Annotated in this window: 26 protein-coding genes; 20 read left to right on the plus strand and 6 right to left on the minus strand. The window is 72.1% G+C overall.

Features of this window, described 5'->3' with window-relative positions:
- Window positions 1–26 precede the first annotated feature (26 nt).
- Both AB0M59_RS41535 and AB0M59_RS41540 read left to right on the plus strand, forming a co-directional pair.
- Window positions 27–1,040 carry an aminotransferase class V-fold PLP-dependent enzyme gene (locus AB0M59_RS41535; RefSeq protein WP_364626868.1) on the plus strand — a complete coding sequence of 338 codons (1,014 nt, stop codon included), beginning with the start codon at window positions 27–29 and terminating at the stop codon, window positions 1,038–1,040.
- A gap of 112 nt (window positions 1,041–1,152) precedes the next feature.
- A complete protein-coding gene (locus tag AB0M59_RS41540) occupies window positions 1,153–1,749 on the plus strand; it encodes a hypothetical protein (RefSeq protein ID WP_364626911.1) in 597 nt (198 codons plus the stop codon).
- Between the two features lie 96 nt (window positions 1,750–1,845).
- Here the strand turns inward: AB0M59_RS41540 and AB0M59_RS41545 are convergent, their stop codons facing one another.
- Window positions 1,846–2,781, minus strand: coding sequence for a ferritin-like domain-containing protein (locus AB0M59_RS41545; protein ID WP_364626870.1), 936 nt, complete (start codon window positions 2,779–2,781; stop codon window positions 1,846–1,848).
- Window positions 2,782–2,889: 108 nt separating this feature from the next.
- On the opposite strand from AB0M59_RS41545, the gene rimP reads away from it, so the two are divergent.
- The 7 genes from rimP (at window position 2,890) to AB0M59_RS41580 (ending at window position 9,750) form a co-directional block, all read left to right on the plus strand.
- Complete coding sequence (rimP, locus tag AB0M59_RS41550; protein WP_364626872.1) at window positions 2,890–3,432, plus strand: ribosome maturation factor RimP; 543 nt, start codon at window positions 2,890–2,892, stop codon at window positions 3,430–3,432.
- Window positions 3,429–4,475 (plus strand): transcription termination factor NusA, encoded by a 1,047-nt coding sequence (gene nusA, locus AB0M59_RS41555; RefSeq protein ID WP_364626874.1) that lies wholly within the window; start codon window positions 3,429–3,431, stop codon window positions 4,473–4,475. Before rimP ends, nusA begins: the two co-directional genes overlap by 4 nt.
- A 77-nt stretch (window positions 4,476–4,552) precedes the next feature.
- On the plus strand, window positions 4,553–4,870 hold the full coding sequence (locus AB0M59_RS41560; protein ID WP_364626876.1) for a YlxR family protein: 318 nt from the start codon (window positions 4,553–4,555) through the stop codon (window positions 4,868–4,870).
- 78 nt (window positions 4,871–4,948) lie between these two features.
- Window positions 4,949–7,948 (plus strand): translation initiation factor IF-2, encoded by a 3,000-nt coding sequence (gene infB / locus AB0M59_RS41565; protein ID WP_364626877.1) that lies wholly within the window; start codon window positions 4,949–4,951, stop codon window positions 7,946–7,948.
- Between the two features lie 149 nt (window positions 7,949–8,097).
- Window positions 8,098–8,391, plus strand: a complete 294-nt coding sequence (locus AB0M59_RS41570; RefSeq protein WP_155545954.1) for a DUF503 domain-containing protein — start codon at window positions 8,098–8,100, stop codon at window positions 8,389–8,391.
- Window positions 8,392–8,400: 9 nt separating this feature from the next.
- Window positions 8,401–8,922, plus strand: coding sequence for a 30S ribosome-binding factor RbfA (gene rbfA / locus AB0M59_RS41575; protein WP_364626879.1), 522 nt, complete (start codon window positions 8,401–8,403; stop codon window positions 8,920–8,922).
- A gap of 3 nt (window positions 8,923–8,925) precedes the next feature.
- A complete protein-coding gene (locus tag AB0M59_RS41580) occupies window positions 8,926–9,750 on the plus strand; it encodes an alpha/beta hydrolase-fold protein (protein WP_364626881.1) in 825 nt (274 codons plus the stop codon).
- Here the strand turns inward: AB0M59_RS41580 and AB0M59_RS41585 are convergent.
- Both AB0M59_RS41585 and AB0M59_RS41590 read right to left on the minus strand, forming a co-directional pair.
- Window positions 9,742–10,365 (minus strand): class I SAM-dependent methyltransferase, encoded by a 624-nt coding sequence (locus AB0M59_RS41585; protein WP_364626883.1) that lies wholly within the window; start codon window positions 10,363–10,365, stop codon window positions 9,742–9,744. The two genes, AB0M59_RS41580 and AB0M59_RS41585, sit on opposite strands and share 9 nt — an antisense overlap.
- Window positions 10,362–10,904: a helix-turn-helix domain-containing protein gene (locus tag AB0M59_RS41590; RefSeq protein ID WP_364626885.1), complete on the minus strand. Its 543-nt coding sequence runs from the start codon at window positions 10,902–10,904 to the stop codon at window positions 10,362–10,364. The genes AB0M59_RS41585 and AB0M59_RS41590 overlap by 4 nt, the downstream gene beginning before the upstream one ends.
- Before the next feature lie 175 nt (window positions 10,905–11,079).
- Between AB0M59_RS41590 and AB0M59_RS41595 the strand changes: the two genes are divergently transcribed.
- Together AB0M59_RS41595 and AB0M59_RS41600 are read left to right on the plus strand one after the other, a co-directional pair.
- A complete protein-coding gene (locus AB0M59_RS41595) occupies window positions 11,080–11,307 on the plus strand; it encodes a hypothetical protein (RefSeq protein ID WP_364626887.1) in 228 nt (75 codons plus the stop codon).
- Between the two features lie 20 nt (window positions 11,308–11,327).
- Window positions 11,328–12,476: an SPFH domain-containing protein gene (locus AB0M59_RS41600; RefSeq protein ID WP_364626888.1), complete on the plus strand. Its 1,149-nt coding sequence runs from the start codon at window positions 11,328–11,330 to the stop codon at window positions 12,474–12,476.
- 12 nt (window positions 12,477–12,488) lie between these two features.
- On the opposite strand, the gene AB0M59_RS41605 is transcribed toward AB0M59_RS41600, so the two are convergent.
- Window positions 12,489–13,520, minus strand: a complete 1,032-nt coding sequence (locus AB0M59_RS41605) for an SAM-dependent methyltransferase (protein WP_364626890.1) — start codon at window positions 13,518–13,520, stop codon at window positions 12,489–12,491.
- Between the two features lie 25 nt (window positions 13,521–13,545).
- Between AB0M59_RS41605 and AB0M59_RS41610 the strand changes: the two genes are divergently transcribed.
- Both AB0M59_RS41610 and AB0M59_RS41615 read left to right on the plus strand, forming a co-directional pair.
- Complete coding sequence (locus AB0M59_RS41610) at window positions 13,546–14,535, plus strand: bifunctional oligoribonuclease/PAP phosphatase NrnA (RefSeq protein ID WP_364626893.1); 990 nt, start codon at window positions 13,546–13,548, stop codon at window positions 14,533–14,535.
- Window positions 14,536–14,617: 82 nt separating this feature from the next.
- Window positions 14,618–15,937: an MATE family efflux transporter gene (locus AB0M59_RS41615; protein ID WP_364626913.1), complete on the plus strand. Its 1,320-nt coding sequence runs from the start codon at window positions 14,618–14,620 to the stop codon at window positions 15,935–15,937.
- Window positions 15,938–16,044: 107 nt separating this feature from the next.
- On the opposite strand, the gene AB0M59_RS41620 is transcribed toward AB0M59_RS41615, so the two are convergent.
- The gene (locus AB0M59_RS41620; RefSeq protein WP_364626895.1) at window positions 16,045–16,884 is read right to left on the minus strand and encodes an SDR family oxidoreductase; all 840 of its coding nucleotides are present in this window, start codon (window positions 16,882–16,884) and stop codon (window positions 16,045–16,047) included.
- Between the two features lie 139 nt (window positions 16,885–17,023).
- Here AB0M59_RS41620 and AB0M59_RS41625 point away from each other — a divergent pair, with 139 nt between their 5' ends.
- Window positions 17,024–18,349, plus strand: a complete 1,326-nt coding sequence (locus tag AB0M59_RS41625; RefSeq protein WP_364626897.1) for an MFS transporter — start codon at window positions 17,024–17,026, stop codon at window positions 18,347–18,349.
- On the opposite strand, the gene AB0M59_RS41630 is transcribed toward AB0M59_RS41625, so the two are convergent.
- On the minus strand, window positions 18,294–18,803 hold the full coding sequence (locus tag AB0M59_RS41630; protein ID WP_364626899.1) for a GNAT family N-acetyltransferase: 510 nt from the start codon (window positions 18,801–18,803) through the stop codon (window positions 18,294–18,296). The two genes, AB0M59_RS41625 and AB0M59_RS41630, sit on opposite strands and share 56 nt — an antisense overlap.
- A gap of 66 nt (window positions 18,804–18,869) precedes the next feature.
- Here AB0M59_RS41630 and truB point away from each other — a divergent pair, with 66 nt between their 5' ends.
- The 6 genes from truB (at window position 18,870) to AB0M59_RS41660 (ending at window position 24,742) form a co-directional block, all read left to right on the plus strand.
- Window positions 18,870–19,775 (plus strand): tRNA pseudouridine(55) synthase TruB, encoded by a 906-nt coding sequence (gene truB / locus AB0M59_RS41635; protein WP_364626900.1) that lies wholly within the window; start codon window positions 18,870–18,872, stop codon window positions 19,773–19,775.
- 28 nt (window positions 19,776–19,803) lie between these two features.
- Window positions 19,804–20,787 carry a bifunctional riboflavin kinase/FAD synthetase gene (locus AB0M59_RS41640; protein WP_364626914.1) on the plus strand — a complete coding sequence of 328 codons (984 nt, stop codon included), beginning with the start codon at window positions 19,804–19,806 and terminating at the stop codon, window positions 20,785–20,787.
- 97 nt (window positions 20,788–20,884) lie between these two features.
- Window positions 20,885–21,358, plus strand: a complete 474-nt coding sequence (locus tag AB0M59_RS41645; protein ID WP_364386402.1) for a helix-turn-helix transcriptional regulator — start codon at window positions 20,885–20,887, stop codon at window positions 21,356–21,358.
- A complete protein-coding gene (locus AB0M59_RS41650) occupies window positions 21,358–21,858 on the plus strand; it encodes a 2'-5' RNA ligase family protein (RefSeq protein WP_364626902.1) in 501 nt (166 codons plus the stop codon). The genes AB0M59_RS41645 and AB0M59_RS41650 overlap by 1 nt, the downstream gene beginning before the upstream one ends.
- Before the next feature lie 143 nt (window positions 21,859–22,001).
- Entirely contained in the window at window positions 22,002–22,271 is a 270-nt protein-coding gene (gene rpsO / locus AB0M59_RS41655; RefSeq protein ID WP_155545968.1) for a 30S ribosomal protein S15, read from the plus strand.
- 227 nt (window positions 22,272–22,498) lie between these two features.
- On the plus strand, window positions 22,499–24,742 hold the full coding sequence (locus tag AB0M59_RS41660) for a polyribonucleotide nucleotidyltransferase (RefSeq protein ID WP_364626904.1): 2,244 nt from the start codon (window positions 22,499–22,501) through the stop codon (window positions 24,740–24,742).
- Window positions 24,743–24,886: the final 144 nt, after the last annotated feature.

Here is a 24,886-nt window from a genome sequence, read left to right on the forward strand (position 1 = left end):
TTGCCCCGGTCTGCTTGGGTCGGGGCATGCGCGCCTTCGGAACCGACTTCGCCGTCCCGCCCGGATACCTGAACACGCCCAGCGTCGGCATCCCGCCGGCCCCGGTGGCCGCCGCCGTGGCCGAGTCCGTCGAACGGTGGCGCACCGGCGCGACCCGGCCGGGGGAGTTCGACCAGTACGTCGACCGGTCGCGGGCCGGGTTCGCCCGGCTGCTCGGCGTCGAACCCGGGCGCGTCGCGATCGGCGCGTCGGTCTCGCAGCTGGCCGCGAACGTCGCCGCCGCGCTGCCCGCGGGCACCCGCGTGCTCGCCGCCGAAGGGGACTTCACCAGCGTGACCTTCCCGTTCGCGGCCAACCCCGGCGTCGCGGTGACCGAGGTGCCGCTGGAGCTGCTGCCCGGGCGGGTCGAAGGCCACGACGTCGTCGCGGTGAGCGTCGTCCAGTCCGCCGACGGCCGGATCGTGGACCTCCCCGCGCTGCGGGCCGCCGCCGAGGCCGCCGGGGCGGCGGTGCTGCTCGACGCCACCCAGGCCGTGGGCTGGCTGCCCCTGGACGTCGCCTGGGCGGACTGGGTGGTCGCGGCGGGTTACAAGTGGCTGCTGTCGCCACGCGGCTGCGCCTGGCTCGCCGTGCGGCCGGACGCGCACGAGCGCACCCGGGCGGTCGCGGCGAACTGGTACGCCGGCGACGACCCGTGGGCCACGGTCTACGGCCTCCCGCTGCGCCTGGCCGGCGACGCCCGCGCGTTCGACCTCTCGCCGGTCTGGCTCGCCCAGGTCGGCGCCGCGGCCGCGCTGGAGTACCTCGGCGGCCTCGACCTCGCGCAGGTCCAGGCGCACAACACCGGCCTGGCCGACCAGCTGCTCGAGAAGCTCGGACTGCCCCCGCGCGGCACCCCGATCGTCTCGCTCGACGCCGATCCGGAGCGGGTCGCGGCGGCCGGGATCGTCTCGAGCGTCCGCGGCGGCCGGGTGCGCGTCGGCTTCCACCTCTACAACACCGCTGACGACGTCGAACGCGTTTTACCCGCATTCGAGTGAACGCCGCCGGGACGGTGAACTACCGTATGGCCCCGTGGTTGGTGCGCATTTCACCCCAGGCCCGTCCGACACGGCCCCGCTGGGCGCGGTGCCCCCGCAGCCCCGGCCGCCCGTGCCGGGACCGCCGGCTCGCGACACCCGGTCCCTGCTCCTCAGGGGCGCCGGGCTGGTCGCGATCGCCGTCGTCTCCGGGCTGCTGTGGTTCCTGATCCGGCACGATTCGACGCCCGACGAGCCGGCCGCGCAGCCGCCGGCCCAGAACACCGGGCAGTACCAGTTCACGATGGTCGCCGGGCCGGCGAAGTCCAACGAGTGCGCCCCGAAGTCCTACGGCCGGACGCACGACTTCTTCGTGGACAACGAGTGCCAGTCGCTGGTGCGCGCGCTCTACACGACGGAGTCGGGCGGCGCGAAGGCGCTGGTTTCGGTGGTGCTCGTCGGGATGCCGGACTCGACGAAGGCGAAGGCGCTCAAGACGCTGACCGAGCAGGACGAGACCGGCAACGTCACGGACCTGGTGAAGGACAAGACGTTCGCCGGCCCCGGTGTCCCGAGCGTGAGCGGCTCGAACGCCGCGTTCGCGTCGAAGGTGGACGGCACGAACACGACGATCGTGCTGGCCGACTTCTACGGCAAGCACACGGACAAGGCGCTGATCGAGAAGATCGCGGACGACGCCCTCCGGCTGTCGGCCGACCTCAAGGGCTGACCAGCGCCCCAGCGCCCCAATGTGGCCTTCGGTGCGTTCACCGCACCCAAGGCGGCCTTCGGTGCGGTGAACGCACCCAAGGCCGCCTTGGGGCGCTCAGCTCGCCTGGCCGGGCATCGCGATCGCGACCGGCTTCTCGCCCGCCTCGGAGCGCCACGGCGTCCCGCGCCGCGAAGCCGCCACGAGCGCGTGCAGCGCCGTCGTGCGCAGGGCCGCGTCGTCGGTGTGGTTCACCACCGCCAGCCACGCCGACGCGCAGTCGGCCTCGGCCGTCGCGACCACCAGTGACGCCGACTTCGCGTCCGTCACCGGCTTCTTCGGCACGTACGCCGCTTCGGGCGCGACAGGCGTCGCCCCGGAGGCGGACAGCATCGTCTGCAGCAGGTCGCGGCGCACGGCGTGCTCCGCCGCGCCCGCCTTCTCGCCCTCGCCGAAGTCGGCCGGCAGGAACGCGCTGACCAGGCCGTACACCCAGACGGCGGCGTGCTCGGCGGCGAGCGCGGTCTGCAGCGGGTCCACCGTCTCCGCGGGGACGGCACCGCCGGCGGACCCGGCGAGCGCCGGGGCGTCCTCGCCGGGGCCCAGCGCCGGGGCGGTGCGCTGCAGCGCCGCGCAGCCCGCCGCCACCGCCGCGACGATCCCGGCGCGGTAGCGCGGCAGCCCGCCGACGAGGTCTTCGGCCTGCTTGCGGGCGGTCGCCAGCCGCTCCTTCAGGTCGCCCAAGGAGGCCGGTGCCGGCGGCGTCGGGGACGACGACGGCTTCGGCCGGTTCAGGCGGTCCACTTCGGACTTCAGCGCGGCCGCGTGGGCCGCTCGCGCGTCGGCGAGCTGGCCGGCGGCGTCGGCGTTCTCGCCCTTGGCCAGCGCTCGCGCGGCGGTGGCGTCCGCCTCGGCGGCGGCCAGCAGCGGCTGCAGCGGGTCGGGGCTCTCGTCGTAGCCGGGCCCGCACGCGGCCAGGGGGACGGCCAGCACGGCCAGCGCCCCCGCGCGGAGGGCGGCACGACGGGTCAGGTCGGTCGGTCTTCCGGTCACGTCGGCCCATCCTGCCAGGCCCCGGGCCGCGCCCGCCGCTCGCGCGGGCCGAGGGGGCGACCGGATAAGCTGGTCCACCACCGACCGCGCAACCTAGGAGAGCCCCACGTGCCAGGAGAACTCGCCAGCCGGCTTCAGCCGATAGTGGCCGAAGCCGTCACCGCCGCGGGTTTCGACCTCGATGCGTTCGAGGTCCAGCAGGCCGGCCGGCGGCAGCTGGTCAAGGTCGTCGTCGACTCCGACGACGGTGTCGGGCTGGACGAGGTCGCCGAGGTCAGCCGCAAGGTCGCGGCGGCGCTCGACGAGAACGAGCACGTGCTCGCGAGCGCGTACACGCTGGAGGTCACCTCGCCGGGTCTCGACCGCCCGCTCACCCAGCCGCGGCACTGGCGGCGCGCGCGGCTCCACCTGGTGAAGATCTCGCCGGCCGAAGGCGCGCCCTTCATCGGCCGGGTCGGGCACGCGGGCGAGGACGCCGCCCGTGTCCTCGAAGGCGGCAAGATCCGCGACGTCCGCTACGCCGACGTGGCGAAGGCGGTCGTGGAGATCGAGTTCAAGCAGCCGCCCGCCGAGGACCTGAAACTGCTGGAAGACGATGCATCCGGCATGACCGCTGCCGGTCAGGCCGAGACCGAGAAGGGGTCGAAGTGAACGTCGACATCGCCGCGTTGCGGGCGATCGAACGGGACAAGGACATCCCCTTCGAAACGGTGATCGAGGCCATCGAGACGGCCTTGCTGACCGCGTACAAGCACACCGAGGGCCACCAGTCGCACGCCCGCATCGACATCGATCGCAAGACGGGCCTGGTGCGCGTCCTCGCGCACACGCTGACCCACGACGGCCAGGTCGACGAAGAGTGGGACGACACCCCCGAGGGCTTCGGCCGGATCGCCGCCACCACCGCGCGCCAGGTCATCCTGCAGCGGCTGCGCGACGCCGAGCACGAGAAGACCTTCGGCGAGTTCTCCACCAAGGAGGGCGAGATCATCGCCGGCGTGATCCAGCGCGACGCCCGCGCCAACGCCCGCGGCATGGTCGTGGTCCAGGTGGGCGACACCGAGGGCGTGCTGCCGTCGGCGGAGCAGGTCGCCGGCGAGTCGTACGAGCACGGCAACCGGATCAAGGCCTACGTGGTCACCGTCTCGCGCGGCAACCGCGGCCCGCAGATCACGCTCTCGCGCTCGCACCCCAACCTCGTGCGCAAGCTGTTCGCGCTGGAGGTCCCGGAGATCGCCGACGGGACGGTCGAGATCGCCGCCGTCGCGCGCGAGCCGGGACACCGCACCAAGATCGCCGTGAAGTCCACCGTGGCGGGCGTGAACGCCAAGGGTGCCTGCATCGGCCCGGTCGGCGCGCGCGTGCGCAACGTGATGAGCGAGCTCGCCGGCGAGAAGATCGACATCATCGACTACTCGGAGGACCCGGCCCGGTTCGTGGGGAATGCCCTGTCGCCGGCGAAGGTTGTTTCGGTACGAGTAGTGGACGAGCGGGCGAAGACGGCCCGTGTCGTGGTGCCGGACTTCCAGCTGTCGCTGGCGATCGGCAAGGAGGGCCAGAACGCCCGCCTCGCCGCCCGTCTGACCGGCTGGCGGATCGACATCCGCAGCGACGCCGCACCGGTCGAGGACGAGGGTGATCAAGACCACGCCCGTCCGTCGCGGCCCGCCGCGACAACCGGTTCGGCTGAGTGAAGGTCGAAGCGCTAGACTCAGGAGTGGTTCAACGCCCGCGGCGGGTAGCCGAGCACCAGCCCCACCGGAATCCTCCGGTGCGGACTTGTGTCGGCTGCAAGCGGCGGGCATTGATCGGTGAGCTGCTGCGCGTGGTCGCGGTGGCCGGGCGGGTGGTCGTCGACGAGCGTCGGCGGCTGCCGGGCCGGGGAGCTTGGCTGCACCCCGACCCGGACTGCCTGGCCAAGGCCGAACGGCGGCGAGCCTTCCCGAGAGCCTTGCGGGCTCCCGGGGCGCTCGACGTTCGTGAGGTTCGCGAGCACGTCGGGCGCACCACTTCGCACCACGAAGCCGGGACGTACCCGGCTTCGCGAGGAACCAAGGAAGCAGGTCGACCCGTCATGAGTCAGCCGTGAAGCTGAAGCCATGAGCGTCAGACAATAAGGACGAGGTCAGCGGGTTCTCCGCCTGGCCTCCCCTAGATGAGGAGAGCTGTGCCAGGCAAGGCCCGAGTACACGAGCTCGCTAAGGAGCTCGGCATCACCAGCAAGGACGTTCTCGCCAAGTTGAAGGAACAGGGCGAGTTCGTGAAGTCCGCGTCGTCCACGGTCGAGGCGCCCGTCGCCCGCCGTCTCCGCGACGCGTACGCGCCCAAGGGCGCCAAGAAGCCCGCACCGACCCCCGGCCCGTCGGCGCGCCCCGGGCCCCCGGCCGCCAAGCCGGGCGCTCCCGCGCCCAAGCCCGCGTCGCCCGCTCCCCAGCAGCAGGCGCCCGCGGCGAAGGCCGCCCCCGCGGCGGCCCCGCAGCAGCAGGCACCGGCTTCGAAGCCGGCCGCCGCACCGGGCACCCGTTCCACGGGTCCCGGCCCGCGGCCCGGCCCGCGTCAGGCGCCGGCTCCCCAGGAGCAGGTCCCGGCCGCTGCCGGTGGGCAGACCCCAGCGGCGCCCGCCGCACCCAAGCAGGAGACCCCGGCCGCGCCTTCGGGCAACACCGGTTCGGTCGTCCCGCCGAAGCCGCAGGGCCCCAAGCCCGGCGGCCCGAAGCCCGGTCCGCGCACCCCGCGGGTCGGCAACAACCCGTTCGGCGTCGGTTCCGGCGCCCCGCCGCGTCCGCAGGGCCCGCGCCCGGGTGGCGGCCAGGGCGGCGACAACCGCCCGCCGCGTCCCGGTGGGACCGGTGGCGGCGGTGACCGTCCGGCCCCGCGTCCCGGTGGTGGCGCCGGTGGCAACCGGCCGAGCCCGGGCAACATGCCCCCGCGGCCGAACCCCGGCATGATGCCGGGCCGCACGCAGCGTCCCGCCGGTCCCGGTGGCGGCGCCCGCGGTGGTCCCGGTGGCGGTGCCCGTGGCGGTCCCGGTGGCGGCGCTCGTGGCGGTCCCGGTGGCGGTGGCGGCGGCTTCCGCGGCGGTCCCGGTGGCGGTGGCGGCGGCGGTGGCTTCCGCGGCGGCCCCGGTGGCGCCGGCGGTGGCGGCGGCGGTTTCCGCCCGGGTGGCGGCACCGGTGCCCCGGCAGGCGGCGGCGGTTTCCGCGGCGGCGGCGGTGGCCGTGGTGGCCCCGGTGGCCGTGGCGGTACCGCGGGTGCCTTCGGGCGTCCCGGTGGTCCCTCGCGCAAGGGTCGCAAGTCGAAGCGGCAGAAGCGCCAGGAGTACATGGACAACATGCAGGCGCCCAGCGTCGGCGGCGTCCGCTTGCCCAAGGGGCAGGGCGAGACGATCCGGCTGCCGCGGGGTGCTTCGCTGACCGACTTCGCCGAGAAGATCGACGCCAACCCGGCTTCGCTGGTGCAGGTGCTCTTCCACCTCGGCGAGATGGTCACCGCGACGCAGTCCGTGTCGGACGACATCCTCGAGCTGCTCGGCGGCGAAATGAACTACACGGTTCAGGTCGTCAGCCCCGAGGAGGAGGACCGCGAGCTGCTGGAGACCTTCGACATCACCTACGGCGACGACGCGGGTGGCGAAGAGGATCTGCAGGTCAGGCCGCCGGTCGTGACCATCATGGGTCACGTCGACCACGGTAAGACCCGCCTGCTCGACACGATCCGGAAGACGAAGGTCCGCGAGAGCGAGGCCGGCGGCATCACGCAGCACATCGGTGCGTACCAGATCGAGACCGAGCTCGAGGGCAACCCGCGCCTGATCACCTTCATCGACACCCCGGGCCACGAGGCGTTCACCGCCATGCGTGCCCGTGGTGCCAACTCGACCGACATCGCGGTGATCGTGGTGGCGGCCGACGACGGTGTGATGCCGCAGACGGTCGAGGCGATCAACCACGCGCAGGCCGCCAAGGCCCCGATCGTGGTCGCGATCAACAAGATCGACAAGGAAGGCGCGAACCCGGACAAGATCCGGCAGCAGCTGACCGAGTACGGCCTGGTCGCCGAGGAGTACGGCGGCGACACGATGTTCGTCGAGATCTCCGCGCGGCAGAACATCAACATCGACGGCCTGCTCGAGGCGATCCTGCTGACCGCCGACGCCGCTCTGGACCTCCGGGCCAACCCGGACATGGAGGCCCAGGGTGTCGCGATCGAGGCTCACCTCGACCGCGGCCGCGGCCCGGTGGCGACCGTCCTGGTCCAGCGCGGCACGCTGCGCGTCGGTGACTCGGTCGTGGCGGGTGACGCCTACGGCCGCGTCCGCCGGATGGTCGACGAGCACAACGTCGACGTCACCGAGGCGCTCCCGTCGCGTCCCGTCCAGGTCATCGGGTTCACCTCGGTGCCGGGTGCGGGCGACACCTTCCTGGTGGTCGACGAGGACCGCGTCGCCCGGCAGATCGCCGAGCGCCGCTCCGCTCGTACGCGCAACGCGCTCAACGCGTCGCGCCGCAAGCGGGTCAGCCTCGAGGACCTCGACTCCGCCTTGAAGGAGACGAACAGCCTCAACCTGATCATCAAGGGTGACAACTCGGGCACCGTCGAGGCTCTCGAAGCCTCGCTGCTGCAGCTGGACGTCGGCGACGAGGTCGAGCTGAACGTGGTCCACCGCGGTGTCGGTGGCGTGACCGAGTCGGACATCGACCTGGCGACCGCGTCCGACGCGATCGTCCTCGGGTTCAACGTCCGGGCCCAGGGCAAGGCGACCGAGCGGGCCACCCGCGAGGGCGTCGACGTCCGGTACTACACGGTCATCTACCAGGCGATCGACGAGATCGAGCAGGCCCTCAAGGGCATGCTCAAGCCGGAGTACGAAGAGGTCGAGCTGGGCCGCGCGGAGGTTCGCGAGGTCTTCAAGTCCTCCAAGATCGGCACGATCGCGGGTTGCCTGGTCATGTCCGGCGAGATCCGGCGCAACGCGCGGGCCCGGCTGCTGCGCGACGGCACTGTCGTCGCGGAGAACCTGCCGATCAGCTCGCTGCGGCGGTTCAAGGACGACGTGGTCGAGGTCCGCGAGGGCTACGAGTGCGGTTTGACGCTCGGTTCGTACGGCGACCTCAAGGTCGGCGACTCGATCGAGACGTACGAGCAGCGCGAGAAGCCCCGCGCGTAGAGGCTCGTTGGGGAGGGGTGTGCTCGCGGAAATCGCTCGCCCCTCCCCGCCTCTACGGTGTCCCTCGGGGGTCGAACCCCCAAACCCCCGCCAGGGGGCAAGCCCCCTGGACCCCCGGGCGGTCCCTACTACACCAAACTCACTTGCCTATGTTCGTCGGAGCTCTTGAGCTCGACATCCTGCTCGGCGACGTCCATTCGCTGAAGCAGAAGCGATCCGTGGTCCGGCCGGTGCTGGCCGAGGTGCGCAAGCGCTTCGCCGTGTCGGTGGCCGAAGCCGGTCACACCGACCTGCACCGGCGGACCCTCATCGGGGTGGCCGTGGTCGCCGAAGGTGGCGAGCACGTGCGTGACGTGCTCGACTCGTGTGAGCGGTACGTGGCGAGCCGGCCGGAGTTCGAGCTGCTCACCGCACGCCGCCGGCTGCTCGGTCCAGAAGACTAGGAGAAAGACATGGCTGATCCGGCTCGGGCTCGCAAGCTCGCCAAGCGGATCTCGCAGATCGTGGCGTCCGCGATCGAACACGAGGTCAAGGACCCCCGGCTGGACCACGTGACCATCACGGACACGAAGGTCACCGGCGACCTGCACGACGCCACGGTGTACTACACGGTGCTCGGCGAGAAGCTGGACGCCGTCCCGGACCACGCCGGTGCCGCCGCCGCGCTCGAATCGGCGCGCGGGGTGCTGCGCACGAAGGTCGGGCAGGGCACCGGAGTCCGCTACACGCCGACCCTGACGTTCGTCGCCGACACGATTCCCGAAGAGTCGAAGCGGATCGAGGACCTGCTCGCGAAGGCCCGTGCGGCCGACGCGAAGGTCGCGCGCCGCGCGACCGGTGCCCAGCACGCCGGCGACGTCGACCCGTACAAGGCGCCTCGCGAAGACACCGACGACGCTGACGACGCCGAAGACGCTGAAGGCACCGTCGATGCCGAAGACGACGAGTTCGCGGAGAAGGAGAGCCGGGGCTGACCCGTGCTCTCCCGCCGCGGCTTGCTCGCCGGCAGTGCCTTGGCGCTGCTGGCGGGCTGCTCGTCGCCGCCGGCCGGGCCGCCTCCCGGTCCGCCCGCGGTGCCGGCGCCGACCGGCCCGTCCCCGTTGCGCGACCCGGTGACGGTCCAGCGGATGCCCTCGGCCGCCCGCGGCACGGACGTCGACCTGGTCCTGATCACGCCCGAAGGCGTCCCGTCGTCGGGCCTGCCGGTGTGCCTGGCCCTGCACGGCCGCGGCGCCCGCGCGCGGACGTTCCTCGAACTGGGTGTCCCTTCGGCGTTGACGGAGGCCGTGCGCGCCGGCACACCCCCGTTCGCCGTGGCCGCGGTCGACGGCGACCACTACTGGGTCGACGTCGGTTCCGGCGATGACCCGCAGCGCATGCTCACCGACGAAGTCCCCGGCTGGCTGGCGGGCCGCGACCTGCGTCCGGCCTCGGCGGTGTTCGGCATCTCCATGGGCGGCTTCGGTGCTTTGCGTTTCGCCCGCGCCCACCCGGACCTCAAGGCGGTCGCCACGGCGAGCGCCGCGCTGTTCGTCAGCTGGCCGGATGCCCGCAGCCGTAAGGTGTTCTCCGGCGAGGACAACTGGCGTGCGGAGGAACCGTTGCTGCACACCGGTGAACTCGCCGCCGGGCAGCTCGGCGTCTGGTGCGGCGACGCGGATCCGTTCCTGGGCGCGGACCGCAAGCTGGTGAAGGCGGTAAATCCCGCGGTGGCCCGGTTTTCCCCGGGCAAGCACGAGGACGAGTACTGGCGCGGCGTGCTGCCGGACGTCCTGAAGTTCGTGGGGCAGCGCCTAAGCTGACGCGCGCGCGAACAGGATCGCTTGCGACACCGTGTTTTCCGGGTTGAGCGACCACTCCGCCTCGACCTTGAACCCGGCCGCCCGGACCCGCTTGGCCAGCCACCACGGCTGCCGGAGGTGGACGTTCACCCGCATCGGGTGCCCGCCGTAGCCCTCGGTCTTCAGCCGGGTCCCCGCGCCGACGTGGTAGCCGATCACCAGCAGCCCGCCCGGCCGCAGCACGCGCCGGAAGTGCCCGAGGGCCACCGGGACGTCGTCGTCCGGGACGTGGATCAGCGACCAGAACGCCAGCACACCCGCCATCGACGCGTCGGGCAGCGGCAGGTCCGTCATCGAGCCCACCTCGAACCGCGGCCCCGGATGCGCGCGGCGGGCGAGGTCGATCATCGCCGGGGAGAGGTCGATGCCGGACGCGTCGACGCCCAGCGACTCCAGGTAGGCCGTGAAGTGCCCCGGTCCGCAGCCGACGTCCACCGCCGGCCCGCCGACCTCCGACGCGAACAGCGTCAGCGCCGCCCGCATGTGCGACTGCTTGTCGAGAGCGTCCGCCACGAACTCGGCGTAGCTTTCCGCCACCGTGTCGTACGACGTGCGGGTGTCCGCGAGCCAGCTCATCGCACGCGCAGCCCGTCGAGGACCAGGCCGAGCGCGCGCCGCCAGTCGGGGGTCGCCGTCGCCGCCGCGAACACGATCGCCAGGTCTTCGCCGCGGAAGTCCGGCCGCAGCGCTCCCGCCTCCTGGGCGCGCCCGATGATCCGGTGGATCCGGGAAGCGTTGGCCTGCTTGGCCTTCTCCAGCCCGGACGCCTGGTCGAACGCGCGTGTGCACACCTGGGTGAAGCCGCGGTCACCCACCTGCATCAGGACCGACCGCTCGAGGAACAGCACGAACCCGTCCCACGGGTCTTCGCACGCGAGCGCGGCTTCGGCCGCCGCCTGCGCTTCTTCGAGCGTCGGGAGGAACGCGGCCTCGACGAGGTCCGCCCGCGTCGGGAACCGGTTGTACAGCGTGCCGATCGCGACTTCGGCGCGGCGCGCGATCTCGTCGAGCGGGGCGTCGACGCCCTTGGCGCCGAACACCTCCCGCGCGGCCGCGACCAGCGCCTCCCGGTTGCGCCGGGCGTCCGCGCGCAGGGGGCGTTGCTCGACCGTCACGTGCCGGAGTATAGCCAAGCCGGCGCCCGTCCCAGGTTCCTCACGCTCGGGCGGCCCGTCCGGTTGCCTCCTGATCGGAACCTCACAGTGCCCACCGCCCGCGCCGGCCGGGAGCACAATGGGAACAGCGGGGGCTCACCCGCACCGAGGCGGCCACCGAGGGAGGTCGGCACCCGTGCACTCCGACCTTTCGCCGGCCGGCCGGACCGGAGTCCTCCTGGTCGGCACCCGCGGGCAGCGGGGGCCCGGGGAGGTGCTGATCAGGATCCGGGGCGGTCTGGAAACCTTCCTGGCCTGGTCCGACACGGAGCTGCCGAAGGGGACGACCGTGCTGGTCGTGGAAACCCGGGGCCGGCGCACGGTCGACGTCGTGGCGTGGGACGCCTCGGATCCCGTTCCTTGAGTGTTCGCGGAAGGACAGCGATGTTCGGATATCGCGTGCCGGCCCCCAACGAGGCGATGCTGATTTCGGGCGGCAAGAACAGCAAGGGCGCGTCGCCGTTCCGGGTCGTCACCGGCCACGGCGCGTTCGTCATGCCGGTCTTCCGGAAAGTCCGGTTCCTCACGCTTTCCATGAATGAAGCCGAAGTGACCGAAGTGTGCGTCACGAAACAGGCCATCGCCCTGACCGTGCGGGCGGTGATCGCGTTCAAGGTCGGCAACGACACCGAAAGCATCGTCAACGCCGGCCAGCGCTTCCTGTCCGATCAGGACCAGATGTCCGTGTTGACCGGCCGGATCTTCGCCGGGCACCTGCGCTCGATCATCGGGTCGATGACGGTCGAGGAGATCATCACCGAGCGGCAGAAGCTCGCGACCGAGGTGCTGGACGGCTCGGCGGTGGAAATGGCGAAGATCGGGCTCACCGTCGACGCGCTGCAGATCCAGTCGATCGACGACATGAAGCTCGGCTACATCGCCGCGATGGCCGCGCCGCACAACGCCGCCATCCAGCGGGACGCCCAGATCGCCCAGGCGGTGGCGAACCAGACCGCGGCGGAGGCCGAGCAGAAGTCGCAGCGGACGCAGGCGGAGTACGCCCGGCAGACGTCGATCGTGCAGGCGCAGTACCGCGCCGAGGTCGAGGCGGCGCAGGCCGAGGCCGCGCAGGCCGGGCCGCTCGCGCAGGCGAAGGCGCAGCAGGAGGTCATCGACGCGCGCACCGAGCTGGCCCAGCGCGAGGCCGAGCTGCGGCAGCAGCAGCTGGTCGCCGAGGTGATCAAGCCGGCCGACGCGGAAGCCGAGCGGATCCGCATCCTGGCGGTGGCCGAGGCGGAGAAGATGCGTGTGCAGGCGGAGGCGGCCGCGTCGAACAACCGGGTCGCGCTCGACCGGATGCTCATCGACCAGCTGCCGCAGATCGTCAAGGAAGCGGGACGCGGGCTGTCCGGCGCGAACGTCAACATCCTCAACGGCGCCGACGGCCTGGGGGAGATGGCCGCCGGGCTCGTCGGCCAGGGACTGTCCATCTTGGACTCGGTGAAGCGTGGCCTGACCACGCCGCCCGCTCCGGCCACGGGGGCGCCGGAGGAGAACGGGCAGGTGCCGGTGAAGGGCGAGCTCACCCAATAGCGCTTTGTCGACTCAGGAGGCGGGCTTCACCGCGACGACCAGGTCACGCAGGATGGCCTGGTCGACCCGGTGGGTGAACTCCGCCCACGGCCCGTCTTCGCGGACGTCGAGCCCGGCCTTGCGCAGCACCTCGACGAGTTCTTCGCGCGGAAGGACCGTGGTGTTCCACGAGATGCCGAGCGCCCCGCCGGGCCGCAGCACCCGCGTCCACACCGGGACGGCCGCCGCGAGCAGGTCGCGCGGGCTGCGCTGCAGACCGGCTTCGCGGTGGCTGCCGTGCTGCACGCCGTACGGCGCGTCGGTGACGATCACGTCGCACGAATTCGCCCGCAGCACCTCGTCGGTGGTCAGCGTGTCGGCCTGGAAGTAGGTCAGCTTGCGGGTTTCGCCCGCCTTGTACTCTTCCTTGCTCAGCGCGTACTCGATGTCGAGCCGGCGCCCGAGGCGGACCTTGTTGCGCCGCAGCTGTCCCGAGTCGGCGGTGTGCTTGACGCGCTTGTTCCGCAGCCACGTCTTGATGAACGCCTCGTATGCCTCGAAGTCCTTGGCGTCGACGTCCAGGCCGGTGGCGTGCAGGCCGTACATCATCGCCTGGTTGAGTGTGGTGCCGCGGCCGCAGAGCGGGTCGAGCAGGTACTTGGGCTTGGCGGAGAACGGATCCGCGGTCGCCAGCAGCGTCACGTTCAGCAGGAGCTTCGTGAACGACTCGTTGGTCTTGCCGGCGTACTTCTGGATGGTCAGCAGGTCCGAGTCGGCCTTCGCCAGCGGCGTCACGGTGACCGGGCGCAGGACGCCGTCACCCAGCTCGAACAGCGCGTACAGCGACGACAGGTTCGACAGCAGCGCGAGGTCGCGCTCGCCGAGGGGCGCCGAACTCGTGAAGCGCACGTAGCCGACGCCGCCGAGCTCGACCTCCTCGACCCCGGACAGCTCGGCCGACAGCGCCGCGCCGAACACCGCCAGCTCGGCGCGCAGCAGCGCGGGGGCGGAGGCGGCGTAGACCCGATTGGCGGACGGGTGGACCAGGATCACGTACTCAGGCATCCCGCAGAGCGTAGCGTGACGCACCGTGACCCCTACTTTGGCGCAGGACATCCGGGACGCGGCCGCGTTGCTCGCGTCGGCCACCGACGTGACGGTGCTCGGCCACGTCCGCCCGGACGCGGACGCCCTCGGCAGCGCGCTCGCCCTCGGCCGGGCGCTGCACCAGCGTGGAGCCAAGGTGCGCGTCTCCTTCGGCGAGCCCGACGAGGCGCCGGAGACGCTGCGGTGGCTCGACGAGGACGGCCTGCTGACGCACCCGGACGACCTGCCCGACACCGAGGCGCTGCTGGTCTGCGTCGACACGCCGGTGCCGAAGCGGCTGGGCCGGCTCGCCGGGCGCGTCGAGCTCGCCGGCTCGGTGCTGGTGATCGACCACCACGCGACCAACACGTTCTACGGCGGCTGCAACGTGGTCGACGAGTCCGCCGAGGCCAGCGCGATCTTGGTGTTCCGGGTCCTGGACGCGATGGGCGTCGAGCTGGACGAGCCGATGGCGCGCGGGATCTACGCGGGGATCGTCACCGACACGAGCGGGTTCCGCCGCGCGAGCCCGGAGACGCACCGGATGGCGGCGCGGCTGCTGGAGGCGGGCGTCGACGCCGAAGGGGTGGTGCGGCGGATCGTCGACGAGCGGCCGTTCACGTGGCTGCCGATGCTGTCGTCGGTGCTGCGCGAGGCCGAGCTGGAGCCGGAAGCCGCGCAGGGCCGGGGTTTCGTACGCGCGGTGGTCCGCGTCGACGCGGCGCGGACGGTCCGCGGCGAAGAGGTCGAGTCGGTGATCGACGTCGTCCGTTCGGTGCGCGAGGCGGCCGTCGCGGCGGTGCTCAAACAGGACCTGGCGAACCCGGCGCAGTGGCAGATTTCGTTGCGCTCCATCGGGATCGACGTTTCGGCGGTGGCGTCGGAGTTCGGCGGCGGCGGGCACCGGCAGGCCGCGGGCTGCACGATCGCGGGCAGCGCCGAGGAGGTCCTGGCCGGGTTGCGGGAGGCGCTGGAGCGGGCACCGCTGCTCTGAGCTTCCCGACAGCCGGCCTCTCGGGGCCGGGGGTTCCCACCGGCCGGAACTGTCGGTGCCGGCGGTTAGAGTCCGGTTCGTGGTGAACGTGGAGGAGACGGAGCGGATCCCGGCGAAGCGCGTGCTCGGCCTGGCCGTGCCCGCGCTGGGGGTGCTGGCCGCCGAGCCGTTGTACGTGCTGGTCGACACCGCGGTCGTCGGCCACCTCGGCGCGCTGCCGCTGGCCGGGCTCGCGCTCGGCGGCGTCGTGCTGGCCCAGGTGTCGAGCCAGCTGACGTTCCTGTCGTACGGCACGACGTCGCGCACCGCCCGGCTCCACGGCGCCGGCCGCCGGGCCGACGCGGTCCGCGAGGGCGTGCAGGCGACGTGGCTCGCGGTGTTCGTCGGGCTCTTCGTGCTGGTCGCCGGGCAGCTGCTGGCCTGGCCGATCGCGCGGGTGCTCTCGGGCAGCGACGAGATCGCGTCCGCGGCGGTGTCGTGGGTGCGGATCGCGTTGTTCGGGGCGCCGCTGATCCTGGTCACCATGGCCGGCAACGGCTGGATGCGCGGGGTGCAGGATTCCGCGAAGCCGCTGCGATACGTGTTGGCGGGCAACGGGATCTCGGCCGTGCTCTGCCCGGTGCTCGTTTATTGGGCCGGGCTGGGGCTGGAGGGCTCGGCGATCGCGAACGTCGTCGCGCAGGTGATCTCGGCGGCGTTGTTCATCGCGGCGCTGGTGCGCGAGAAAGTGGGCCTGCGGCCGGATTTCAAGGTGATGCGCGCGCAGCTCGGCCTCGGCCGGGACCTGGTGCTGCGCAGCCTGGGATTCCAGGCGTGCTTCATCTCCGCGGCGGCCGTCGCGGCCCGGACGTCGACCGAGGCGGTGGGCGCGCACCAGGTGGTGCTGCAGCTGTGGACGTTCCTGGCGCTGGTGCTGGACTCGGTGGCGATCGCGGCGCAGTCCCTGGTGGGGGCGGCGCTGGGGGCGAACTCGGCGCGGCAGGCGCGCGGGGTGGCGTCGCAGATCACCGGGTACGGGCTGCTGCTGGGGTGCTTCCTGTGCGTGCTGTTCGCGGCGCTGTCGTGGGTGCTGCCGCACGCGTTCACGTCCGACCCGGGGGTGCTGGCGGAGATCCCGCACGCGTGGTGGTTCTTCGTGGCGCTGCAGCCGATCGCCGGGGTGGTGTTCGCGCTGGACGGCGTCCTGCTGGGCGCGGGCGACGCGGCCTTCCTCCGCAACGCGACCCTCGGCAGCGCGGCGATGGGTTTCCTGCCGCTGATCTGGGCGTCACTGGGCTTCGGCTGGGGCCTGACGGGCATCTGGACCGGCCTCTCGCTGTTCATGGTCCTCCGCCTGGTGTTCGTGCTGGTCCGCTGGCGCTCCGGAAACTGGGCGATAACCGGCGCCATCCGCCCCGCGTAACCCGTAACCCACGTGATTCGGGCCGTAACTCGCGTGATCAGAGCCGGAACTCGCGAGTTCCGGGCTCAATCACGCGAGTTCCGGCTCCAGACACGCGAGTTCCGGGTTCAAGCACGGGCCCGGCGGGCGTGACGGACTCGCCGGTCCACCATCCGCCGCAGGAACGGCGCGGCCAGCGGACCCAGCGCCGCGAGCAGTGCCACCGACCGGTCCGGGTACACCGCGTACCGCTCCCGCTCCACCGCCCGGACGATCGCCGACGCCACGGCCTCGGCCGCCATCGGGCGGATCGTCCCGCTGATCGCCGCCGTCTCGGCCGGCTTCCAGCGGTTCTCCTCCGCCAGCTGCGGCGTGTCGACGTCCGGCGGGTACACGCACGCGACGTGCACCCCGGCCGGGTTCAGCTCGTCACGCAGGGCCTCCATCAGCCCCCGCACCGCGAACTTCGCCGGCGCGTACGCCGTGTACCCGTAGATCCCCAGCACCGCGGCCGCCGACGAGATCGCGACGATCGAGCCGCTCCGGCGCCGGACCATCGACGGCGCGACCGCCCGGACCGCGTGCAGCGTCCCGAAGTAGTCGACCTCCACCATCCGCCGGAAGACCTCGTCGTCCAGCTCCAGGAACTCGCCCGGACGCGCCTGGCCCGCACACGTCACCAGCACGTCGCACGGACCCGCCGAAGCCGTCAGGGCCGCGAACGCCTCCTCCACTTCGGCCTGCGACGAGACGTCGGCGACGGCGGTCCGGACCGAAGCACCGCGTGACTTCAGCGACACCGATGCCTTCCGCAGCCGCGATTCGTCCCGCGCCACCAGGGAAACCGACGCGCCACGCGCGGCCAGCGCGGCCGCCGTCGCCAGGCCGATCCCGCTGGACCCACCCGTGATCACCGCGTGCGCCCCGGCCAGCCCGGTCACGAAACCACCCCCGAATGTGAAGAACATTCAGATACAACCATGTGGTGAACGCCACCGGGATAACAGCTATGTTTCGTCGTTGCTTAGGCGCTACAAGTAGTAAGGACGGCAGCGCAGGCGTCCGCCCGAACCGAACGCCGAAACCGCCGATTCCCTGGAGGAACTTGTGCCGCCCGCCACCGGCCGCGCCACCGCCCGGTCCTGGCTCATCTGGCTCGCCGCCGTCACCGTCTACCTCCTCGCGGTCTTCCACCGCACCTCCTTCGGCGTCGCCGGGCTGCAGGCGGCCGAACGCTTCGGCGTCGGCGCGGCCGCGCTCGGCACGTTCACCGTGCTGCAGGTGGGCGTCTACGCCGCGATGCAGATCCCGACCGGCGTCCTGGTCGACCGCTACGGCCCCCGCCGCGTCCTCACCGTCGCGGTGCTGGTGCTCGGCGCCGGCCAGCTCCTCCTCGGCGTCGCCCACTCCTACGGCCTCGGCCTGGTCGCCCGCGGCGTGCTCGGCCTCGGCGACGCGCTCACCTTCGTCAGCGTGCTGCGCCTGGTCGCCGCCCACTTCCCGGGCCGCCAGTACGCGCTGCTGACGTCGTTCACCGCGGCCGTCGGCTACATCGGCAACCTCGCCGCCACCGTCCCGCTTTCGCTGGTGCTCGACAGCGCCGGCTGGACCCCGACCTTCCTCGCGGCCGGCGCCGTCACCGTCCTCTACACCGTGGTCGTGACGCTCCGGGTCCGCGACGTCCCCACCGGCGAGCACCCGCCGGTCCGCGAGACCGTCCGCCCGCGCCAGCTCGCCCACCAGGTCGCCGAGGCGTGGCGGACACCGGGCACGCGCCTGGGCTTCTGGGTCCACTTCAGCACGATGTTCGCCCCCAACGCCCTGACGCTGCTGTGGGGCGTGCCCTGGCTGGTGCAAGGCCAAGGGCAGTCGATGGCCACCGCGAGCACGCTGCTCACCGTCTTCGTCTTCGGCTCGATGGCCGGCGGACCGCTGCTCGGCGGCGTCATCGGCCGGTACCCGTCGCTGCGGATGCCGCTGGTCGGCGGGTACATCGGCGGCGCCGCGCTGATCTGGGCGGTGCTGCTGGGCTGGCCCGGACAGGTGCCGGTGGCGCTGCTGGTGCCCGCGTTCGCCCTCCTCGCCCTCGGCGGCCCGGCGTCGATGATCGGCTTCGCGCTCGCCCGCGACTACAACCCGCTCAGCCGCGTCGGCACGGCGACCGGCGTGGTCAACGTCGGCGGCTTCGTGGCGACGACCATCGCGGCCCTCGCCGTCGGCGTGCTGCTGCAGTGGACCGGCGGGAACTTCCGCCTCTCGCTGCTGGCGATCGTCGCGATCCTGGCGCTGGGCACGTCCCGGCTGCTCGTGTGGTGGCGCCGGACGCGCGCCCACCTGTTCCTCGCCGAAGCCCGCGGCGAGGAGCTGCCGGTGCGCATCACCCGCCGCCGCTGGGACGCCGCCCTGCCCGAGACGCCGATCGTGGCCGCCTGACCAGCGCCTGCAGGAGCTGCGGCGCCACCGAGAACCCGCGCCGCTCGTAGGCCGGCACGGCCCGCGGCGACGAGTGCACGGTGACCCGCTCCAGCCCCAGCTCCCCGGCCAGCCGCAGGACGCCTTCGATCAGCAGCCCGCCGAGGCCGCCGTCACGGGCTTCCGGCACGACGTACACGCTCTGCACGTCCCCGGCGGCCCGCGACAGCGCCGCCGGCGTCGGCACCCGTGGGGTGACCGCCAGGAACGCCATCCCGAGCACCCGGCCGCCGCGGACCAGGACGAGGCAGCGGTGGGTGGCAGCGTTCTCCCGCGCCCACGCGGCGAACTCCCGTACGAACGCCGCGCGGCCGGCTTCGGGCAGGCCGTCGCGCTCGGCCACCCAGCGCCACCGGAGCGCGGCGACCGCTTCGAATTCGGCGGGCCGTGCGGGCCGGACTTCGATCTCCGTCACGCCCCCATGGTGGCCCGGCCGAGCGGCCTGATCGAACCACGACGAGCGGCCGATAGGGTTTGCCGCGTGTCGAGCCCCAAACCGCCCCGCCGTCCCGCCCCGCCGCCCGGTCTCGTGATCGTCGACAAGCCCGCCGGCATGACGTCGCACGACGTCGTCGCCCGTGCCCGCCGCATCATGGGCACCCGCAAGGTCGGGCACGCCGGCACGCTCGACCCGATGGCGACCGGCGTGCTGGTGCTCGGCATCGAGCGCGCCACCAAGCTGCTCGGCCACCTGGCGCTGGACCGCAAGACCTACCTGGCCACCCTCAGCCTCGGCAGCAGCACCACGACCGACGACGCCGAGGGCGAAGTCCTCACGACGGCCGCCACCCGAGACGTCACCGACGAAGCCATCGCCCAGGGCGTGGCCAAGCTGACCGGCCCCATCCAGCAGGTGCCCAGCGCGGTGAGCGCCGTCAAGATCGACGGCAAGCGCGCGTACGCCCGCGTCCGCGCCGGCGAGGAGGTCGTCCTCCCGCCGCGCCCGGTCACCGTCTACCGCTTCGACGTCCTCGGCGTCCGCCACGAAGATGACCACGTCGAGGTCGACGCCGTCGTCGAGTGCTCGTCCGGCACCTACGTCCGCGCGCTGGCCCGCGACCTCGGCGCGGACCTCGGCGTCGGCGGCCACCTCCAGGCCCTCCGCCGCACCACGGTCGGCCCGTTCACGCTGGCGAAGGCGAAGACCCTCGACCGGCTCGAGGAGACCCCGGAGCTGAGCCTGGACCTCGACGCCGCCGTCGCCGCCGCCTTCCCGCGGCGCGACCTCGACGCGGTGACGGCGAAAGCGGTCCGGCACGGCCAGCGCATCCCGGCCGCCGGCGTCGAGGGCACCTACGGGCTCTTCGGTCCCGACGGCCGGGTGCTCGCCCTGGCCGCCGACGAAGAAGGCGTGTCCCGGGCAGTGGTCGTGTTGCTGCCCGCCTAGGGTGGCCCAGGAGAGACGGGAGTTCGACGTGCTGCGGTGGCGTGGGCTGGGGGACCTTCCCGGCGGCTGGGGCCGGTGCGTGGTCACCATCGGCGTGTTCGACGGTGTCCACCGCGGGCACCAGGAGCTGGTCGGCCGGACCGTGGCAGCGGCGGCCGAACGCGGGCTGCCGAGCGTGATGCTGACGTTCGACCCGCACCCGTCGGAGGTGCTGCGCCCCGGGAGCCACCCGGCGCAGCTGACTACGTTGCGGCGCAAGGCGGAGATCGTCGAAGGCCTCGGCATCGACGTCTTCTGCGTGCTGCCCTTCACCCTCGAGCTGTCCCGGCTGCAGCCGGAGGAGTTCGTGCACGAGGTGCTCGTGGACCGGCTGCACGCGGCCGCCGTGATCGTCGGCGACAACTTCACCTTCGGTGCCAAGGCCGCCGGCGACGTCGCGCTGCTGCGCACCCTCGGCCGCCGGTTCGGCTTTGCCGCCTACGGCGCCGAACTGCAGGGCAAGGAACTGTCCGAAGAGGACCAGTCGGCGATCACGTTCTCGAGCACGTACGTCCGGTCGTGCATCGACGCCGGGGACGTCGTCGCCGCGGCCGAGGCGCTCGGCCGCCCGCACCGCCTGGAGGGCATCGTCGTCCGCGGTGACGGCCGGGGCCACGAGCTCGGCTACCCGACGGCGAACCTGTCGACGCCGCGCTTCGCCGCTGTCCCGGCCGACGGCGTCTACAGCGCCTGGTTCACCCGCTCGGCGGACCCCACGCGCCGGTTGCGCGCAGCGGTTTCGGTGGGCACGAACCCGACGTTCTCCGGGCGCGAGCGGACCGTCGAGGCGTTCGTCCTCGATGTCGACGAAGACTTCTACGGCCAGCACGTGGCGATCGACTTCGTGACGCGGCTGCGTGACCAGGTGCGCTTCGCCGACTCGGCCGGCCTGGTCACGCAGATCGACGACGACGTCGTCGAGACGAGAAAGGCACTGGAGGTGCCCCCGGGCGCCCCGACCGGGGGCGAATAGGGCGGTTTCGCGTTCACGCACGTGACGGCGATGGCAAGATGCTCACGGACGGTGTGCGCGCAGGTAGCAGGCCAAGCGGTTTAGGGGAGCGGAACTGGTGGAGGACCACAAGATCGTCCAGCGGAACATCGCGTTGCAGCGCGAGTGGTACGGGGAGCCGCTCGGTGACCGGGTGCGCCGGCTCGTCGTCGCGTTCGACGTTTCGCAGGCGTTCCTGGCCGAAGTCCTCGGGATCAGCGCCCCCATGCTCAGCCAGGTGATGAGCGGGCGGCGGGCGAAGATCGGCAACCCGGTCGTGCTGGCCAGGATGATCATGCTCGAGCGCAAGATCCTGGTGCCCGAGGTCGCCGCGGGCAACCGCGACGCGATGCTGACCGCGATGGAGGACGTCCGCGACTCCCGGCCCACCGTCGGCCGCGACAACATCCCGGTGGTCAACGAATACCAGAAGGTCCTCGCCTACCTGCGCGACGTGGCCGAGGACGAGGACCTGGGCGAGGCCGCCAAGCGGCTCGACGACGAGTTCCCGGCCATCGCCGACCTGCTGCGCCGGGCGGGCAACGGCGCCTGATGCCGGTCCTCTTCAGCGCGCTGGTCCCGCCGGACGACGTCGTCGAAGAGGTCGCCGAAGCCCTCGGTGACCTGGGGGAGGGCCTGCGCTGGGAGCCGCCGGAGCGCTGGCACGTCACGCTCGCCTACTACGGGCCGGACGACGTCGGCACCCGGGCCGCGTGGCTCGCGGAGAGGCTGACCGGGCAGGCGGGCGTCGACGTCCGGCTGGAAAAGGGCGCGACGTTCCCCGGGGTGCTGTGGTTGACTGCCGCCGGAGAAGACCTGACGCCGCTCGCGCTCGCCGCGGGGGCCGGTGCCGAGGCTAGGCCGTACGTGCCCCACCTCACGCTGGCGCGGTTCCCCCGGGAAGATCCGGGGGTCGCCGGGCATTGGACCGAACGCTTGTCGGATTTCCGCAGCCGGAGCTGGACAGCCACCGAAGCGGTGCTGATGACCAGCGAACGCGGATCGGGCGGAACCCGCTACCGGGTGGCCCGCGCGTTCGGGCTCGGCGCCTGAAGGCCCTGCTCAGGAGGCCTGCCGGAGTGACTGGTAACCTCACGAGCGGGTCCGGCTGCAGTCCGTGGCGGCCGTGACCGTCTTCCCGGCGTGCATCCACGCCCGGGGCCGCACGGCACTGATTATTTCGAGGAGCATCACAAGTGGCGCTGTCCACCGAAGACAAGAAGTCGATCCTGGCCGAGTACGGCGTGCACGACTCGGACACGGGATCCCCCGAGGCCCAGGTCGCGCTGCTGACCAAGCGGATCGTCGGCCTCACCGAGCACCTCAAGGCTCACAAGCACGACCACCACTCGCGTCGCGGGCTCCTGCTGCTGGTCGGCCGTCGCCGCCGGCTGCTGAACTACGTGATGAAGGTGGACATCGAGCGTTACCGTGCGCTGATCCAGCGCCTCGGCCTGCGCCGATAGCTTCGACCCGAGGGGGAGTGACCACCGGTCGCTCCCCCTCGGTGCAGCAACACCCCACGGCGCGAGCGCGCCCGAGGAACCGTCCGCCGGTCCTCGGTAGTGGCTTCCGGGAAGAGTCCCGGGGGCTTCGATCGAAGACCGGCATCACTCCTCGAGTGTCCTGAGCGAAACGGGTCCCAGGGTGGGAGACTCGCGCCGAATGAAGGAACCAAAGAGGAGAAGCATCTATGACCGACTCCACCGGAGTCACCGTGCACGAGACCGAAGCCGTGATCGACAACGGCCGGTTCGGCACCCGCACCGTCCGCTTCGAGACGGGCCGCCTGGCCAAGCAGGCCGCCGGCGCCGTCGTCGCGTACCTCGACGAAGAGACCATGCTGCTCTCGGCGACGACCGCGTCGAAGCACCCGAAGGACCACTTCGACTTCTTCCCCCTGACGGTGGACGTCGAGGAGCGCATGTACGCGGCCGGCCGCATCCCCGGCGCGTTCTTCCGCCGCGAGGGCCGCCCCTCGACCGACGCGATCCTGACCTGCCGCCTGATCGACCGGCCGCTGCGCCCGTCGTTCACCGACGGTCTCCGCAACGAGATCCAGGTCGTCATCACCGTCCAGAGCCTCAACCCGGACGACCCGTACGACGTGCTGGCCATCAACGCCGCGTCGGCGTCGACCCAGATCGCCGGCCTGCCGTTCTCGGGCCCGGTCGGCGGCGTGCGCGTCGCGCTGGTCGAGGACCAGTGGGTCGCGTTCCCGACCTGGTCGCAGCTGGCGAAGGCGACCTTCAACATGGTCGTCGCCGGCCGCATCGTGGGTGACGACGTCGCGATCATGATGGTCGAGGCCGAGGGCACCGAGAACACGCTCGACCTGATCGCCGCGGGCGGCAAGGCGCCGGACGAGGTTTCCGTCGCGGAGGGCCTCGAGGCCTCCAAGCCGTTCATCAAGGTGCTGTGCGAGGCCCAGCAGAAGCTGGCCGACGTGGCCGCCAAGCCGACCGGCGAGTTCCCGGTCTTCCTGCCCTACGAGCAGGACGCCTTCGACGCGGTCGCCGCGATCGCGACCGACGACCTGGCGAACGCGCTCCAGATCGCCGGCAAGCAGGACCGCGACGCCGCGACCGACCAGGTCAAGGCCGCCGTGCTGGAGAAGGTCGGCGTCGGCGAGGGCGAAGCCTTCGAGGGCCGCGAGAAGGAGATCGGCGCCGCGTTCAAGGCGCTGTCCAAGAAGGTCATGCGCAAGCGCGTCCTCACGGACAAGATCCGCATGGACGGCCGTGGCTTCACCGACATCCGGTCGCTCGCGGCCGAGGTCGCCGTGATCCCGCGGGCGCACGGCTCGGCGCTGTTCGAGCGCGGCGAGACGCAGATCCTGGGCGTCACCACGCTGAACATGCTTCGCCTGGAGCAGCAGATCGACTCGCTGTCCCCGGAGACGCACAAGCGCTACATGCACCACTACAACTTCCCGCCGTTCTCCACCGGCGAGACCGGCCGCGTCGGTTCGCCGAAGCGGCGCGAGATCGGCCACGGCATGCTCGCCGAGCGCGCCCTGGTGCCGGTGCTGCCGAAGCGGGACGAGTTCCCGTACGCGATCCGCCAGGTCTCCGAGGCGCTGGGCTCCAACGGCTCGACCTCGATGGGTTCGGTCTGCGCGTCCACCATGGGCCTGTACAACGCCGGTGTGCCGCTGAAGGCGCCGGTCGCGGGCATCGCGATGGGGCTCATCTCCGACGAGGTCGACGGCGAGACCCGCTACGTCGCGCTGACCGACATCCTCGGGGCCGAGGACGCCATGGGCGACATGGACTTCAAGGTCGCCGGCACCAAGGACATCATCACCGCCCTGCAGCTGGACACGAAGCTCGACGGCATCCCCTCCGAGGTGCTCGCCGCCGCGCTGAAGCAGGCGAAGGACGCTCGCCTCACCATCCTGGAGGTCATCGCCGAGGCGATCGACGGCCCGGACGAGATGAGCCCGTTCTCCCCGCGCGTCACCAGCGTGAAGATCCCGGTGGACAAGATCGGCGAGGTCATCGGCCCGAAGGGCAAGATGATCAACTCGATCACCGAGCAGACCGGTGCCGACATCTCCATCGAGGACGACGGCACGATCTACGTGGGCGCGGCCGACGGCCCGTCGGCGGAGGCGGCGATCGACCTGATCAACGCCATCGCCAACCCGCAGCTGCCCAAGGTCGGCGAGCGCTTCCTCGGCACCGTGGTGAAGACGGCCGCGTTCGGCGCGTTCGTCTCGCTGCTGCCGGGCAAGGACGGCCTGGTGCACATCTCCAAGCTGGGCAACGGCAAGCGGATCAACAAGGTCGAAGACGTGGTCAACGTGGGCGACAAGCTCCGCGTCGAGATCGCCGACATCGACAACCGCGGCAAGATCAGCCTGATCGTCGTCAAGGAAGACGAGGCGGCTCCGGCCGACGCGCCTGCCGCCGACGCCGAGAAGGCCGACGCCTAGTAAGAGCAGTTCCACCGAAGGCCTCCTACCGCGGTGGCGGTCGTGAGTGAGAAACAGTGTTCTAACCCTGTTTCTCACACAGCACCTCGCGGTGGCGCTCGGCGCGCCCGAGGAGGAAGCGCTCGCCTGGCCGACGCTCGGCGA

The organism is Amycolatopsis sp. NPDC051371 (assembly GCF_040682155.1).
Lineage (GTDB): Bacteria > Actinomycetota > Actinomycetes > Mycobacteriales > Pseudonocardiaceae > Amycolatopsis.

What these genes read in the sequence shown, in the direction of transcription:
- AB0M59_RS41535 (WP_364626868.1), top strand. Translation starts at nt 27, where the DNA reads ATGCGCGCCTTCGGAACCGACTTCGCCGTCCCGCCCGGATACCTGAAC.
- AB0M59_RS41570 (WP_155545954.1), top strand. Translation starts at nt 8,098, where the DNA reads ATGTTCGTCGGAGCTCTTGAGCTCGACATCCTGCTCGGCGACGTCCAT.
- rbfA (WP_364626879.1), top strand. Translation starts at nt 8,401, where the DNA reads ATGGCTGATCCGGCTCGGGCTCGCAAGCTCGCCAAGCGGATCTCGCAG.
- AB0M59_RS41585 (WP_364626883.1), bottom strand. Translation starts at nt 10,365, where the DNA reads ATGAGCTGGCTCGCGGACACCCGCACGTCGTACGACACGGTGGCGGAA.
- AB0M59_RS41600 (WP_364626888.1), top strand. Translation starts at nt 11,328, where the DNA reads ATGTTCGGATATCGCGTGCCGGCCCCCAACGAGGCGATGCTGATTTCG.
- AB0M59_RS41605 (WP_364626890.1), bottom strand. Translation starts at nt 13,520, where the DNA reads ATGCCTGAGTACGTGATCCTGGTCCACCCGTCCGCCAATCGGGTCTAC.
- AB0M59_RS41620 (WP_364626895.1), bottom strand. Translation starts at nt 16,884, where the DNA reads ATGTTCTTCACATTCGGGGGTGGTTTCGTGACCGGGCTGGCCGGGGCG.
- AB0M59_RS41650 (WP_364626902.1), top strand. Translation starts at nt 21,358, where the DNA reads ATGCCGGTCCTCTTCAGCGCGCTGGTCCCGCCGGACGACGTCGTCGAA.
- AB0M59_RS41660 (WP_364626904.1), top strand. Translation starts at nt 22,499, where the DNA reads ATGACCGACTCCACCGGAGTCACCGTGCACGAGACCGAAGCCGTGATC.